This is a genomic window from Paenibacillus sp. P46E (genome assembly GCF_001909095.1).
Classification (GTDB): domain Bacteria; phylum Bacillota; class Bacilli; order Paenibacillales; family Paenibacillaceae; genus Paenibacillus_AQ; species Paenibacillus_AQ helianthi.
The window spans coordinates 14,974-30,539 of record NZ_LVYZ01000030.1 but is presented as its reverse complement, the minus strand read 5'-3'; the positions used below and the strand labels follow the sequence as shown (position 1 = coordinate 30,539).

At 55.9% G+C, this 15,566-nt stretch carries 6 protein-coding genes and 1 riboswitch; all 6 genes read left to right on the top strand.

All coding sequences use genetic code 11. From position 1 onward, the window contains the following. Nucleotides 1-2: 2 nt before the first annotated feature. The 6 genes from A3849_RS07925 to A3849_RS07900 all read left to right on the top strand — a co-directional run bounded on the left by A3849_RS07925 (nt 3) and on the right by A3849_RS07900 (nt 15,548). Nucleotides 3-2,450 carry a transcription initiation factor TFIID gene (locus A3849_RS07925; protein WP_083613401.1) on the top strand — a complete coding sequence of 816 codons (2,448 nt, stop codon included), beginning with the start codon at nt 3-5 and terminating at the stop codon, nt 2,448-2,450. Between the two features lie 78 nt (nt 2,451-2,528). Continuing rightward, complete coding sequence (locus tag A3849_RS07920) at nt 2,529-3,806, top strand: vWA domain-containing protein (protein WP_074110928.1); 1,278 nt, start codon at nt 2,529-2,531, stop codon at nt 3,804-3,806. Nucleotides 3,807-3,861: 55 nt separating this feature from the next. Further along, nucleotides 3,862-4,497: a beta-mannanase gene (locus tag A3849_RS07915; protein WP_074110927.1), complete on the top strand. Its 636-nt coding sequence runs from the start codon at nt 3,862-3,864 to the stop codon at nt 4,495-4,497. 324 nt (nt 4,498-4,821) lie between these two features. Continuing rightward, entirely contained in the window at nt 4,822-6,084 is a 1,263-nt protein-coding gene (locus A3849_RS07910; RefSeq protein WP_074110926.1) for a hypothetical protein, read from the top strand. After that, the gene (locus tag A3849_RS07905; RefSeq protein ID WP_074110925.1) at nt 6,081-9,158 is read left to right on the top strand and encodes a GAP1-N2 domain-containing protein; all 3,078 of its coding nucleotides are present in this window, start codon (nt 6,081-6,083) and stop codon (nt 9,156-9,158) included. Before A3849_RS07910 ends, A3849_RS07905 begins: the two co-directional genes overlap by 4 nt. Nucleotides 9,159-9,935: 777 nt before the next feature. After that, a riboswitch (cobalamin riboswitch) is annotated at nt 9,936-10,139 on the top strand. Between the two features lie 183 nt (nt 10,140-10,322). Continuing rightward, nucleotides 10,323-15,548: an S-layer homology domain-containing protein gene (locus tag A3849_RS07900; protein ID WP_074110924.1), complete on the top strand. Its 5,226-nt coding sequence runs from the start codon at nt 10,323-10,325 to the stop codon at nt 15,546-15,548. Nucleotides 15,549-15,566 lie beyond the last annotated feature (18 nt).

Here is a 15,566-nt window from a genome sequence, read left to right as displayed (position 1 = left end):
CTATGATCAAAACACAGGCATTAACCTATGCGCAGCAATATGCGGCCCAGGAAGAGGCGCAGCGCAGCAAAGGGGACGGGCGCAGCAGTATTCATTATCCTGCCTTGTTCCTGTTCCTGGGTGACAAGGTATCCCCGGCCATCGGCCCGGTGCTGGACAGCTGTGAGCGGAAATGGGACAATGCGGGCGGTATTATGGCGCTGCATGCCGCATCCGCTGGAAGCACAGGCCAGTCTGGCGGTGGTACTCAGGCTCAGGCTCAGGCTGGAAATGCCCATGATGGGAATCAGGTGCAGCCTGAAGGCGGCAGTGGCAGAAGAGAACGGGTCCTGGCCATGGCCCTGCCCCAAACGGCGGGCCGTGATCCCCGCACCGTCCGTCAGGATATTTATCGGGAGTTTCATGAAGACAGCCGGTTTCTGGCCGGATTGAACCGGAGCCTGCGGCGTTTAAGCAACAGCATAGCCGATTATGGACGGCTGTATTCCTCTTTTGACGTCATCCATCTCTCTATTGTTACGCGGGTTGATGACCCGCTTAACGTGCTGCTGCCGCAGATTGCCCTGCTGGCCCGCGCGGTGCTCAGCCAGTCCTTTAAGTCGGTGCAGACCGACCTGTATGCGCTGATTAATGAGCGGGAGCAGGGGGACAACTTCGGTTATTCCAGCTCGGTAGGGCTGGCTTTTCTGCGTGAGCTGGATGGGGTGCAGCAGTCGGATTATGCCTTCAGCGCTCCGCTGCTGGTCACGGAGGATGGGCTGTCCATACCTGTAGCTCATGGTCCTTCTCCGCTGTTCGATCTTGTATACCTGCTCTCGGACAAAAACGAGCGGGGTATGATGTCCGCTCACGGCATGGACGACAACTACGAAATTATCGCCCATATCAGCCTGCTCAAGAACCGTGTACGCCCGGCTACAGATACGGCTACGGGACACGGCGGCTACAACAATATGACCTTCAAAAGCGGCATCCGGGGCAGCTCTGGAAGACAGGGCTACGCATCCGCCGGGTTCTCGGCAGTGCGCAGACCGAACCGGCAAATCGCTCTCGCGGTGCTGGCTCATGCTTTTCATTATCTGGCCGCAAAGCTGCAGGAAGGCGGAACAGTCAGTCTGCGCGAGCGTCAAGCTCTGCTCGGCCTGAACGCCGATTCCTTGCGTGAGCGGGCAGCTTCGCTGCTTCCGGATGAATCGGGGATTGATGAGATGACCGGGCTGATGAGCCACGGCCGGCCTTCCTATAACGAGCTGAAGCCGCTGTCGCTGCGCGAGGCCGAGGCGCTGCTGTTCGGAGACGGCGGGCAGGCCTATTTCCGCAGCAACTTTGCGGATGTGGCGTCGCGGCGGGCGGCGGCTCTCGATCCTGCCCGCGAGTGGGCCACTTTACTGGCAGAGCAAGAGAAGGCGGTTCCGCCGCTGACCTTCTACCAGCTGGCGGAATGGACCGCCGAGCAGGGCAGCGGCAGTGTGCTGCATGCGCTGCGCCAGCATATGGCCGGACTGCGCTCAGCGATTCTCTCCGCGCAGGAGGAGCTGGATCTGCTCTACGCGGAGAGCGTGGAGCGCCAGCCGTTCCAGCGTGTGCCGCTGCTGGACAAACGGACGGTACGCAATTTCATTCATTATTTATTCGCAAGTGTGTACGGCCGGAAATATGAGCTGCTGCGCATGGAAAGTGAGCTTGCACTGTGTCTGCGTTACGATGCGGCGCTGGAGCAGCTGCACGCGGACAGCAAAGCCAAGGTGCAAACCATGGAAGCGCTGGAGGAGGATCTGCGCGGTCTGGCGCTTGACAGCATCGGCCGCACGGGCGAGACGGTGGACCAGAACATTATGGAGTATTACCGGACCGTCACGGAAGAAGTCATGCGGGATATGGAAGCACGGCGCGGTCCCGGTATTTTCTTCAGCGAGCGGTTCCTGGGAAGCATCTCGGGCCTTCTCCGGCAAGGAGGCGCCGCTGTCGCAGAGCGGCTTACCCAGCTGTGCCGCCTTGAGCTGCTGACGGCGGATCCGTTCGCACTGCCGTTCGAGGAAGAACTGCTGCGTCGCGCCAATGTCGCGGCGGCTTACGAGAACCGTGAAATAGTCTCCAGAGAGGAACTGTTCAAACGGCTCTACCGCAGTCTGGAGGAAGAAGCAAGCATCAATGTCCGCCTGTTCGAATATACGCAGGAGCACCGCCATGAGGAGAAATATTTCTTCGGCGACAGCAGCTCTGAATTCCTGCGTTATGCCTTCGGCGCCGATGAGACGACGCGCATTTACCGGCTTGGATTTGTGCATGAGCAGCGCAGAAGCGGTGTCGAGAAGCTGAATCTGATGGGCGGCTTCCATCTGGAGGATCTGCTCTACTACCGCAACGGCAAAGTCTATTATGAGACCTACGCCACTAGCGGCTACAAGCTGCATGGTATAGGCGAAGAAGAGCTGCCGGAGCTCAGGTAGGTGAGTGGAAGCAGATAGTCATGGCCACAGGAATGAATATAAGCTCAATTTAGGTTTTTCTGGAAAGGATGGATATCGATGCAGCGAAAAATCAATCTGCTCTTGCTCCTCTTCAGTCTGCTTGGCGGTGGAGTTGCCTTTGTGTTAGGCGAGCTGCTGCTGGACAGCAGGCCTTATGATCTTCCGTCGATCGTACTGATCGGCATCTATTTTGCCATTGTAGCACTTGGGGTCGGGCTGGGCAGCTTGCTCGCGGAGATCATTTCGCCCAGATTGAACGGCTTGTCGTGGAAGCAGCGGTATCTGGGCTTATCGTGGAAGCTGCTGCCCGTAACGCTGGTGATGCTGTTCGCGGTTGGCACCGTAACGGAATTTGTGTATGAGCTGAACTTCGGCGGCGTGAGACCGGTAAAAGATGTGGTCATGGTCATTGATGACTCCGGCAGCATGAAGCAGAGCGATCCGGGCAACAGCCGTTATACGGCTGCAGAAGCGCTGGTACAACGCATGGATGAAGATAACCAGGTAGCCGTGGTGACGTTCAGCCAGGAGGCCGCAGTGGTTCAGCCGCTGGTTCCGCTGTCCAGCACTGCGAACCGTGAGAAGGTCACTTCGGTTATTCGCAGTTTGCAGACTACAGAAGGCGGTACGAACTTCAGCGCCGCGCTTACGGAAGCCATGAGTGTCATAAACAGTGACAATACATCCGGGCGTGGAGCTATGGTAATCATGCTGTCCGATGGATTCAGCCAATTTGATACCTCGAAAGAACTTGCAGAGTATGTGGACCGCGGGATTGCAGTCAATACCATTGGCCTGGCACTGGATGATCCTTCGGGACCAGCGTTGCTACGAGATATCGCCACCACAACCGGCGGGCAGTATTATGATGTAATGAATGCAGAACTCCTCGGCGGTGTGTTTCAACAAATCTATGACCGGCTGGGTGACCGGACACTGATGACGGTACGCAGTGATTCAACGGCTGACAGCCCGTATTATGCCGGGGTGCGGATTCTGGCGCTGCTGCTGGTAGGTACGGCTCTCGGTATCGGGCTTGGCATTGTGTTTGACAATCGGCATCTGGCACGGAGCTTTGGCATAGGCGGTGCAGTATCCGGCCTGTTCGCCGGCCTGATTCTGGAATTTGGCCTGGACGGCCATTCCTTTGGGGATGCCATGACCCGTCTGCTGGCTCTGCTTGTTCTAACAGCCGTCATTGCGTTGTTCACCTTTGTGATACCAGTCGGAGAGGGGCGTCTTTCCCGTAAAAGAGGAAGAGGCGCAGAAGTTCCTTCGCCAGCGTCGGACGGCTTCCCGTCCTCACGCAGAAATCGGGGAAGCAAAGGGTTCTGAGCGTGAAAGAGACATTGAAAGATACCGAAGGAGATACTGAAAGGAGCTTACATTCATGAGGTACGCCGAGGTTGATTCCTCCACACCGGCTATTACGGAGGTGTCCTCCCGGGTGGAGGACAGGTTCTGTACACTGCGGTGGCACTGGCCGGACGGCGTGCAGGCAGTCTACATTCATAAGGCGCCTGCGGAGGCGCCGGACAGCCTGGAGCTTCCTCCTCCCGGCATGAAGCTGTATACCCGTGAGGAGTACAAGGCGAACAACGGATACCGTGACCGGCTGGATGACATCGGCCTGGTTGTCTATACCGTTTATGTCCGGCTTGCCGATGGCGGAGACATCCTGCTGGTACGCCAGCGGGATGGTGCCAACTGTACGCTGGTCAGTGCCGGCAAAGCGCGGATCTACTATTCCATCCAGCAGAAAAAAAGCTTGTTCGGCAAGCAAAAAACAGTACATATGACGCTCACGGCCGAAGTGCCCGTATCCAAAGAGGTACTGTGCTATGTGAAAAAACGGGGCGGTTTTCCGGCGTCCAAAGAGGACGGCGTACTCTTTCCGTTCGTCCAGGATTTTGCCGCCGGCCGCAACGTGCTGCCGCCGATCGAAATCGGCAAAGAGGACGCTGTCCGTATCTTTTTTACGGATGGCCGCAAATATGGTTTGTATTACGAACTGATACCTGAATAAGTGGAGGGAATGCCTGCTGACGGGGATCACTGGGCGCAGGAACTAAGGCATCAGGCCCGCCGCGCGTTCAGCACACACAAGTTAAGGGAGTAGAGGCTCACAAAACTTAAGCGCATGCTTTCGAAGCGAGTTTTGCTGCAAAGCATTCTCGAAGAAGCGGGTATTCTGCAAAACTTAAGCAAATGCTTCCGAAGCGAGCTTTGTTCGAAGCGACTCAAGGGAGCAGAAGCTCACAAAACTTAAGTGTATGCTTTCGAAGCGAGTTTTGCTGCAAAGCATTCTCGAAGAAGCGGGTATTCTGCAAAACTTTTAGGAGGACAAGAGATGTCTTTTTTCAACCGGTTTAAGAAAAAGAATCAGCCGCAGCAGCGGCCGCTTTTTTATGATATTGTCTGTCCGTATTGCTTCACCCGGTTCCAGCCGGAGGATGTGGTCTTTCGGGCTATGCATAGCCGTGAGGATGACGAGAATTATGCGCTGGGCGAAGACGATGCGCTGAACAAATACCGCGAGCGCTTCGGCCTCGATACGGTTGACGATATGGAAGCCATTCTGAATCCGGCGGATATTCCGGAGGAGTATCACCACTATACGGACCATGTGCTGACCGGCATCACCGACCGCTATGGTGTGCTTACACGCAGACGGCTGTGCCCGTCCTGCCATAATGAGCTGCCCGTGACCGCAGGCAAGGTGCCAAGTAATATTATTTCGATCATCGGCGCTTCCCAGGTCGGGAAGTCGGTGTACATGACCTCGCTGATCCATACGCTACAGCATACGACGGCGGGGCATTTTGACGCAGCCTGCATGCCGCTGAATGCCGAGATCAGCCGCAAGTTCCGCACACTGTATGAAGAACCGTTGTTCGAGCGGGGGGATCTGCTGGCTTCGACCCAGAAAGAGAAAATGCAGGAGCCGTTTATTTTCCAATTTGTATTCAAGGATGAGTCCAAGCCGCCGCTGACGCTGGTATTCTTCGATGTCGCAGGTGAAGGTATGGTCGATCAGGATTATCTCGGGCTGCACGGACAGCATATCAAGAATTCCGCCGGTATCCTGTTCATGGTCGATCCGCTGCAGATCCGCTCGATCCGCGAGAAGATCCGCATCAACTTCGGGGACCGTCCGGGCGAATGGGTCTCGCAATATGACGAACCGCGCGATGTGGTACTGACCATGTTCGGTGATTTCATCGCCTATCAGGAGAAGAGCAAAACCGATATCCCGACCGCAGTTGTGCTCGCCAAGAGCGACATGCTCCATTCACTGAAGGATGAGGACGGCGACTATATTAAGTCCAACAGTAATGTGTTCAATAACTATGTACACCGCAAAACGCTGAATCTGGATGAGTTCCACAACATTGACGGTGAAATCCGCCGCTTTATAGAGAAGGTGGACCGGCCGTTCAAGGATACGATGGATGTGTATTTTGCGAATACAGGGTATTTTGCCGTGTCGGCACTGGGCAGCAATCCCGTGAATCAGAAGATTGAAGGTGTGGTCAGCCCGATCCGTGTGGACGAGCCTTTCATCTGGCTGCTGCACAAGCTGAGCTATATTGAGGGGAGCGACGGGCCGTGAACAGATTTTCAGGGTCCATGATCACCCAGCAGATGTATACCCGGGAGCGGCGCGGGGTGTACCGGGCGACAGAAGGATTCGATACAGTAGCGAAGTCGGAGAGCCTGGACAATAATTTTGTCAAAAAAATTCTGCACCCCTTCTGCCTCTACGATGCTCCGGCAGAGCTGACGGCGCGCGGTGAGAAGAATGAGGAGCTGTATCCGGCCGCGCTGCATTTGTTCCATACGGAGACGAATGATACGGTCATTGGGCAGAGCCGGTATCTGGCGGCGGATTTCACAGGGCAGCGGAGCGCTTTTTTTGCCCATAATTTCGTGGTGCCGCCCATCCGCTCAGAGGAGATTCTGGAGGGTTACCGGGACTTCCTCCATGCGGATTTTGCCGGCCGTTATGCAGGTGAGCTGGGCGGGACACTGCCGGAGCTTCCGGCTGTTCCTGTCCTGCAGCAGGAGCGGAATACGAATCCGCTGATGATCCTGAGTGCGCTCGGCATTACAGAGGAGCTGTTCAAGTCGCTGCTCCAGGCAGTGATGGTCTCTGTGGCCGGGAAGAAAAAAATATATATTGCTTTGGATGTCCCGATTGTAGAGCTATCCCGGCGCGCGGTGGAGCTGACGGAGGTGCTTTTTGCATCTTTGCCTTATGATTTCCGCCGCAGACTGGGTGTGATCACCTATGCGAGCGAGCCGAAAAGCCGTAAATATATCCATTTGACCTTCGTGGAAAAAGGCTCGCTCCGCCCTGGCGACCGCAGCATCGAGAAGGATTTTGTGTTCGATCTCGCTTCGGGCCGGATCATGAATGCGGACTTCGGTGATTCACGTCAGCCCTATGCCGAGCTGGCCTGGAAAACACTGAAACAGCCGGAGCGCGGACTGGAAGATTTCGCACATTTTGCCGATTCGCTGCTGCCCGGGGAGAGCGTGGAGCGCAAGCTGTCACTCGCGCTGTACAACGAGCTGGCGGTATTTTATGAGATCGAGCAGGGCAATGAAGATCTATATACAGAGAACAAGCAGGCGGTGCTGGGCGGATTGCTGTCCTACCTGAAGCCGGAGGGTGCGCTCATTTCCCGGGTGAGGCTGAACGATATGTTCCTGGAACGGTTTGACCGCGAATATGACCTGATCCGGCAGAAAGGCATCCTTGTTCCTGAGATTATGGAGCAGTTTGTGGAGTACTTCACGCTGAAGGACCATAATTACCGGGTCAAAATTGTCGATTATTTCATCAACGGCATGCTGAATGCCCAGTCTGCCGGCCGTGAAGACGCACTGGCAGCAGCTTACGGTATGATTGAGAGCAATGATGAGCTAAGTGCGTCTTTCTTCAAAAGAGTGCTGGCCCAGCCCATCTTCCGCCGGGCGCTGCTGGAGCCTTATATGGAGTCCCGGCTGTCTGCGGCGGCAAGGTCTGCTGACATTTTGCGCTTTGTAGTACACTTTGGCAGGTTCCTGCCGGAAGCGCTGCAGCAGTCGTTTGTCCGCGATACCGTCAAGGAGTACCTGCTGGAGAAGCTGCAGCGGGAGGCTGATCCGGTAGCGGCGGTAGCGGCGATCCATGATTCCGTAGACAAAGCGGAAAAGGAGCGCCGCAGAGGAAGCGGGCTCTATCCCGAAGCCCTGTCGCTGCTGGAGGAACTGATGACGGCTGCGGACCGCTTCCTGCTGAACCGGGTCTCGCTGGACGAGCTGACTCAGGAGCAGCTGCTGGAGATTTCTTTTCTGCGCTACCGCGAGGTTACCGACTGGCAGCCGCCGCTGGACGCAATTACCCGGCAAAAGGCGAACGCCCTCCGGGCTGCGTACCGCTGGTTCGGGGAGGAGAAGCCGACAGAAGAGATTTTTGCCGGACTATCGCCGAGAGAGCTGGATGATGTACAACTGCTCGGACGGCGCTGGCTGAAGGAATCGCACCATATTGAACCGTTCGAACGTGTACCGCTGGCCTTCTATCACAGCAGCGAGCGACAGGATGGACCGCTGGATTATGAGACGCTGATGGAACTAATAAAGCGTAAGGCGGGCGACGACAAAGAGAGGGTCTACCGTTTCCTGGCCTGGTCGCAGGGCAATCCGCTATTTTCTATTTCAAATAAAAAGCTGTGGCCCGGTTACCGCCGGGCTATTCTGAAGTATTTCCTGAGCAGCGACCGCGAGGCGTTCAAGAGCCGCGATTTCCGCAAAAGCTATGCCGCCGCTGCGGGCCCGGCGCTGCAAAATGTATACAACGAAGCGCGCTCCCAGCTGGCTTCGCCGCTGGCGCGGTGGGTCAGCCGCAGCCGATTTCGACTCCTGATCTCCGGCAGCGTGCTGGGTATTGTGCTGATCGCCGTAATGATCGCGTTCAGCGTGCTCCGGCCGGACCCTGCGGACACGGCCCTGCCGGAGGGCAGTGCGCAGCCCAGCGCCACAGGCGGGGCTGCTGCTCCAGTTCCCGCCACCGTCCGGCTGGGCGGCGGAACAACAGGCGGCAGCCTGGTGTTCACCTTTGCTGCTGCCGCCGACTGCTCCGCCTTCAAACCGGCGGAGATCAGCGTGGTGTCCTCCGGCGATGTGACGGAGGACTACAAGATCACGGCGACGACAGGCAGCTGCCTGGTCGTGTCGCCGAAGCCGGGCGCCGATGCGAGTGCGCCGGCCGGGTCTGACAGCGGCGCAGATGCAGCCGCTGGAGCAGAAGGCAGCGCGGAGGCAAGCGCGCCTGCAGCGACTGACGGCACCGACACGGGTGCCGGACAGAAGACCGGCGCGACTGTGAGCGCTGGTGTGAAGGGGGCCGCGGGCGGGAACGCCGGCGCGGCCACGCCTTCTCCGGCGGCGGGAGGCACCGCGCCGGGAGCTCCCGGAGCCTCGGGAGCGGTGCCGGAGGCATCCGCGTTCGAGGTGACGGTGCAGCTGGAGGCCGGTGCGAAGCTGGCCGCAGGCGACATGATTATCGCCGGGGAGTACAAGCTGATCCTGCAGCCGGCTTCGGGCAAGGCAGCAGACAGCACCCCGAGCGCCGGGGTGGACACTTCTTCAAGCGCTGAACCTTCGCCTAAGGCAACTGGTGATACGGACAGCGAATGATGCGTGGCAGTAGAATATGTTTTCAACACATTATCCTGAACAGCACGATTTGCCGAGAATATGGGGCGCGTGCAGTTCGGGATTTTTGCTGATTTATGGTGTATATGAGTTGAACCGGGGAAGTTCAATTCTTGAGCGGCATAAGAAGCGCATAGTGAACTTGGTGAAGTGGAAAAAGGTAAACTAATTAGCTGGAATTCTCTCTGCAAATGACTTTAGTTGGAGTTTGTACACCTGATTCAGACTCATTCACCCTATAACGCCGATTTCAGCCGGATTAATGATACTTTTTCCCACATAGGTTACTTCATGAACCAAGTGAGCTCTATTAGTGATACTTTTTCCCACAAACTAAGGAGAGTAGCTTTCTTCGGGGAAGCCTGAGTATATTCGTCCTGAAGTATAAATATGCTCGGAAATAACGGCAGAAATGCCGCTGTTACAGTTGCATTGACCGTTTTATTTGAAAGTGCCGTTGATTTGGCTTGTTGCTGAACAGGCAGGCATTGCCCCCTCTAGTTATTCATGGAGGGCAACGATCCTGCAAGCCGCTTACCTGCCGCTTACCTGCTGCCGATAAGCTGCCCACTTAGCTTTTTACAAGCGGGGGACTTTGGCGATGTGCTGTGTTTTTTCATTGTTACTGTGGGCAGGGGAGACTGGCTCTGACACCCGGCAGAAGGATTGTTGCAAGTTTGCGAACCTCCCAAGCCACTATGAAACAGCTTGTCTATAGACATACAAGGGAATACTGGATATGATTATGGATATTAAAATTTAATAGGTTATGGAGAAGGTGCCGGTTCTGCTTCACAGAATCAGAATCGGCTTAAAAGGGAAGCACGGTGCAAATCCGGCGCGGTCCCGCCACTGTAAATGCGGAGCGGCTCTTAGAGCGGCCACTGTCCGGTAGAAGGATGGGAAGGCCAAGAGCAGCAATGAGGCATAAGCCAGGAGACCTGCCTTTTTCGTGAACGTTTCTATTCTTCGTGGGGTAAGAATGCGGAACATATGCAGATGGATGGAGTCCGGAGCTTAGGAGCGCCGTAGCCTTCACTTTGTATTCTTCCGGGCCGCCCTGAACAAGGGTGGTCTTTATGTTGTTAAGGTTACCCCTGCAGTGCACTACAATCCACATTTCATTAAAAAGGAAAGAGGTTGACGATGAAGACATTGTATTCTGCCAAGTCCTTTGTACTTGGTCTGGTCTTATTACTGGTTATTTCGATTACAGGTACCGCTGTGGTTCCGGCGGGACAGGCTTTTGCTGCGGCAGGAGCCTCCGTTAACAAGGTAACGAATAGTGTTGCAGACGCTGTGTATGCGGCTGACCATGCTGCGGACGGAGAAGCAGTAGCGGCACTAACTTCAGCGGATTCCGGGGGACAGGTGACGGTCTCGCAGGCAACGTATACAGCTGCTGAATATGTTATTAGCGGCGGTGTGACTTCGGAGTGGCAGGCAATCGGCCTGGCCCAGGCGGGCTACCGGGTGCCGGAGAGCTATGCCCAGTCGCTTGCACAGAAGGTGCAGGCTGCGGGAGGCACCTTCCCGAATGTTACGGATTATGCGCGGATTGTACTTGCTGTGCGGGCGACCGGCGGGGATCCGGCGAACTTTGCCGGAAGCGGTTCGGGGGCAGGGTACAATCTGCTGGAGCGCATCTACAACAGTGACAAAATTAGCGGCCAGTCGCTGAATGCTCCGGTATATGCATTGCTGGCACTGGATTCCGGAAGCTATACACTTCCAGGGGATGCCAAATGGAATCAGACATCATTATTAAGCGAAATTCTATCTAAGCAAAACAGTGACGGCGGCTTCGCTCTGTTCCCGGGAGCGAGCGATCCGGATATGACGGCCATCGTCCTGACCGCACTCTCTGCTCATAAGAATGACCCGGCTGTTGCGACAGCCGGACAAAAAGCCGTAGCCTGGCTGGCTGCCAAACAGGATGCCAGCGGCGGTTATGGGGACAGCAGTGAAAGTGTGGCCCAGGCCATCATTGCCCTGTCTTCTTATGGCGTAGACCCCACCAGTGACGAGTTCACCAAGAACGAAGCAGATCTGATCAGCAGACTTCTGAGCTTCCGGTTGGAGAGTGGTGCCTTTGCCCATAATCAAGGCGGCAGTGCCAATGTGCTGGCCACGGAGCAGGGACTCCAGGCGCTGGTGGCTTACAGCTTGTTCAGCGGTGGAACGAACGGCAAACTGTATGACTTTTCCAAGCAGGCACCGCAGAATCCGTTAGTCTATGTGCCGCTCACGATCGAAGGCCCTGAGAAGACACTGGGCCAGGGCAGCGCATATGCAGGGAATGTACTCGAGGCGCTGGACAAAGTAGCTGCGGCAAATGGCCTGCCGGTTACGAACCCTTCCGGTAACTATGTTACGGGTATCGGCAGCATCTCTGCCGGGATCTACGGCGGGTATGATGGCTGGATGTATGCTGTTTCGCGCGGCGGTGAATGGGCAAGCGTCGATGTAGGCATGAAAGACTTCAAGCTGAAGGAGTCGGACAAGCTGCTGGTTTATTATGCCGGCAGCGATACACAGCTTGTAGATCAAGTAGCCCTTTCCAAGGTGCAGCCTAGAGAGGGTGAAGCTTTTAACGTCACGGTCACCCAAAAAACATGGGTATGGAATAATACCACAGCCACTTCCAGTCCGGTAACCTCAAGCGCTGCCGGGGTACAGGTGACGATTGGGGATCATACGGTCACAACAGATGCAAAAGGCATTGCAGCTTTTACCGGAGGAATTCCAGCAGGTGATTATACGCTTGCTGTGACCGGCTACGCTCCGGGGAAGGCCCCTGCAGTTGCGAAATATACGCAGCCTTTGAAGATCGCTCCCAAGAATGTAGCGGCTTATCTGTCGGTTGAAGGTCCACAGGGACCAGTCATCGACGGTACGCTGGAGGCGTATAATGCACTGGAAGCGCTGAAGAAACTCGCTGAGTCTGGGAATATTCCGCTGAAGATTACAGAATCCTCTTTTGGCAGCTATGTCTCGGCGATTAATGGAATAGAGAGCGGCACGTATAAGGGCTATTGGAGCTTTGCGGTGCAGCGGGGCGGCGAATGGATCTACCCGTCTGTAGGGATGGGGGATTACGTACTGGAGGTATCCGACCGGGTGCTGGTGTATTATGCCGGTGCGGATACCCAGGTGGTGGATAAGGTACAGGTCAGTCCAGCGCAACCTAAGCCGGGCGAGGCTTTTACCGTTACCGTGACGCAAAAAAAATGGGTGTGGAATTCAGCCACATTCAACAATGATCCGGTAACCTCCCCGGCGACGGGTGTACAGGTTACCATTGGCGGCAAATCCGTCACTACGGACAGTCAAGGCACAGCCAGCTTTAAGGACGGTCTGCCCGGCAAAATATACACACTAGCAGTAACCGGGTACGTTGCCGACAACACGCCAAAGATCGCCCGCCATGCACAATCCCTGAAAATATCCCAGAGCAATGTGACATCTTATCTGTCCATTGAAGGGCCGCAGGGGCCGGTAGCCGAAGGCACACTGGAGGCGTTCAACGCGTTTGACGCGCTGCTCCAACTGGCTGCTTCGGACCATATTCCACTGAATATTACGGAATCCTCTTTTGGCAGCTTTGTATGGGGTATCGATGGCATCAAGAATGGCACTTACAGCCCGAATGATTATTGGGGGTTTGCAGTATCGCGCGGCGGGGAGTGGATCTACCCCGAGGTAGGACTGAATGATTTTGTATTGCAGCAATCCGACCGGGTGCTGGTCTACTATACCGGTGACAACACGCATGTTGTCAATTCACTGTCAGTTGCTCCGGCGCAGCCGAAGCCGGGTGAAAAGTTCACCGTTACAGTAGCGCAGAAGCAGTGGGTCTGGAATAATACCACCTTCACCTCTGACCCGGTGGTAACGCCGGCAGCGGGTGTACAGGTTACCATTGGCGGTATAGCAGTAACTACTAATGACCAAGGTATCGCTGTCTTTGACAAAGGTCTGCCTGCGGGTGCGTACACGCTGGCCGTGACCGGCTATGTTGCCGACAGCACGCCGAAAATTGCCCGCTATACGCAAAAGCTGACCGTTACAGATCCGGCAGTTGTGCCTCAGCCGGCATCGGCAACGATCTCGGTTATCGGGGACAGTGCCAAAGGAACGATTCTGCCCAGCACGCAGGTGGTCTTGAACTCGGGGGAAACGGCATACAGCCTGCTGAAACGCCAATTGGGGGGCAAAGTGGAGGCCACGACCTCCGGCGGAAGCCTGTATGTGGTGTCTATCGACGGTCTCAAAGAATTTGACCGGGGACCCAAAAGCGGATGGCTCTATTACGTAAATGGTAAGGACCCTGGATTTAGTGCGGCTGATTATAAATTGAGTAATGGAGATGTGCTTGTCTGGTCCTACACGACAGATTATGAAACCACTTCTCCAGGCGCAGGCGGTCTCCCGGGAAGTACGGGAACCGTGGACATCACCACTGACAACACTCTTCCGCTGAATCAGGTGGGGCAGACAACAGCCGTTACGAACCTGAACGCGAGAATGACGGCGTCAGAAGCGGCGGCACTGAGCGGGAAATTCACGGCAAACTCTGCTGCCTTCGATCAGGAGGTTACCCCTGGTGCAGGTGCAGCCTTAAAGGACAGTGGCGGTGAAGTGCAACTGCTGATTCCGGCCGGTGCGGTTACCGGAACCGTGAAGATCAGCGTGCGGGAGAACAGCTCGTCCCGCAAGGAGCTGGTATCGGGGCTGTACACCTTCTCCCCGGATGGTACCAAATTTGTGAAGCCGGTCGACTTGTCCATTACGGTGCCTGTAACCGTCCTTAATCCAGCTAATCTGGCCTTGGCCTGGCTTGATCCTGCCACAGGCCGCTGGATTCCGGTTCCGTCGGTATTGGATGCCAAGACGGGGGTTCTCACCGGAAAGGTTAGCCACTTCACCGACTACGCAGTGGTTGACCGCAGCAAGTGGGAGCCAAAGCCAGAGCAGCTGAAAAGCGACATTGCTGCTACAGCGAAGGGCATAACAGCAATGGAAGAGCTTAGTGACTGGCAGGCTGTTGGGCTTGCCCGTTCAGGTCATGCGGTGCCTGCTGCTTATCTGGCAGGTGTGAAGGAGCAGCTGTCGGACAGTCAGGGGCAGCTCCGCAAGGTTACAGACTATGAGCGTCTAGTCTTGGGTGAGGCTGCTGCGGGTGCAGATCCGCAGACGTTCGGCGGCTATAACCTCATTGAGAAAATCTACAACAATGACAAGTTGACCAGCCAGGGAAATAACGGTCTAATTTTTGCCCTGATTGCCCTGGATAGCGGCTCCTATACGGTGCCTTCGAGTGCCAAGTGGACCAAAGAACGCCTGACTCAAGCCCTGCTCGAAGCTCAGGATAAAGACGGCGGATTCCCGCTCACTGCAGGCGGAACAGCAGATCCGGATATTACCGCAATGGCGGTTACCGCACTTGCTGCTCATGCTGACCAGGCTGCTGTTGCGGCGGCAATAGACAAGGCCATTGCCTGGCTGTCACAGCAGCAGCAGGAAGACGGCGGCTACAAACAGGCTGGTGAGGCGAACAGTGAGAGTACAGCGCAGGTGATTATTGCCCTGAGTGCTGCGGGCATCGGCCCGAATGACTCCCGGTTTGTCAAAGCCAAAGGCGGATTGCTTAGCCATCTGGCTTCCTTCCGGCAAGCGGACGGCGGTTATGCGCACACACTGGGACAACCCGCGAACAGCGTAGCCACCGAGCAGGCACTACTGGCACTGACAGCGTATAGCCGTTATCTGAACGGTGAGTCGAAGCTCTTCAGCATTTCTACTTCCGGTGTGACCGGGGGAGCGGTATTCACTGATGAGGACCTGATTTCGGCTTGGGCGCTGGATTCCGTGCATCAGGCTTACACCCGGAAGCTGATGGAAGGGGTCAGCGGAAACAGCCTGATCTTTGCGCCGAAGCAGAAGATTACCCGTGCGGAATTTGCGGCTCTGCTGCTCAGACTGACCCACAATGAGCCTTCTCCGGCAAGCAGTGCACCGGTATTCAGCGACGTCAAGACTGGCGCATGGTATTATGGAATAGTGCTGAGAGCCAAACAGCTCGGCATTGTCGATGGGATCACGGCTACAACCTTTAATCCGAACGGCATCATCTCCCGCCAGGATATGGCTGTCATGATCGCCAGAGCGCTCAAGCTGGAAAATACAGCTTCTGCGTCAGCCCCGCAGGCTGTGAAATTTACAGACGAGGCCCGGATCAGCAGCTACGCGCTATCTGCTGTCCGTTCCGTCACTCAGCTCGGCTATATGACCGGATCTGGCGGAACCTTTGACCCGGCGGCAGCGGTCACCAGAGAAATGGCGGCTGTTGTGGCTGTAAGATTGCCTTGATGTTACACGAATAACGGA

What these genes read in the sequence shown, in the direction of transcription:
- A3849_RS07925 (WP_083613401.1), top strand. Translation starts at nt 3, where the DNA reads ATGATCAAAACACAGGCATTAACCTATGCGCAGCAATATGCGGCCCAG.
- A3849_RS07920 (WP_074110928.1), top strand. Translation starts at nt 2,529, where the DNA reads ATGCAGCGAAAAATCAATCTGCTCTTGCTCCTCTTCAGTCTGCTTGGC.
- A3849_RS07915 (WP_074110927.1), top strand. Translation starts at nt 3,862, where the DNA reads ATGAGGTACGCCGAGGTTGATTCCTCCACACCGGCTATTACGGAGGTG.
- A3849_RS07910 (WP_074110926.1), top strand. Translation starts at nt 4,822, where the DNA reads ATGTCTTTTTTCAACCGGTTTAAGAAAAAGAATCAGCCGCAGCAGCGG.
- A3849_RS07900 (WP_074110924.1), top strand. Translation starts at nt 10,323, where the DNA reads ATGAAGACATTGTATTCTGCCAAGTCCTTTGTACTTGGTCTGGTCTTA.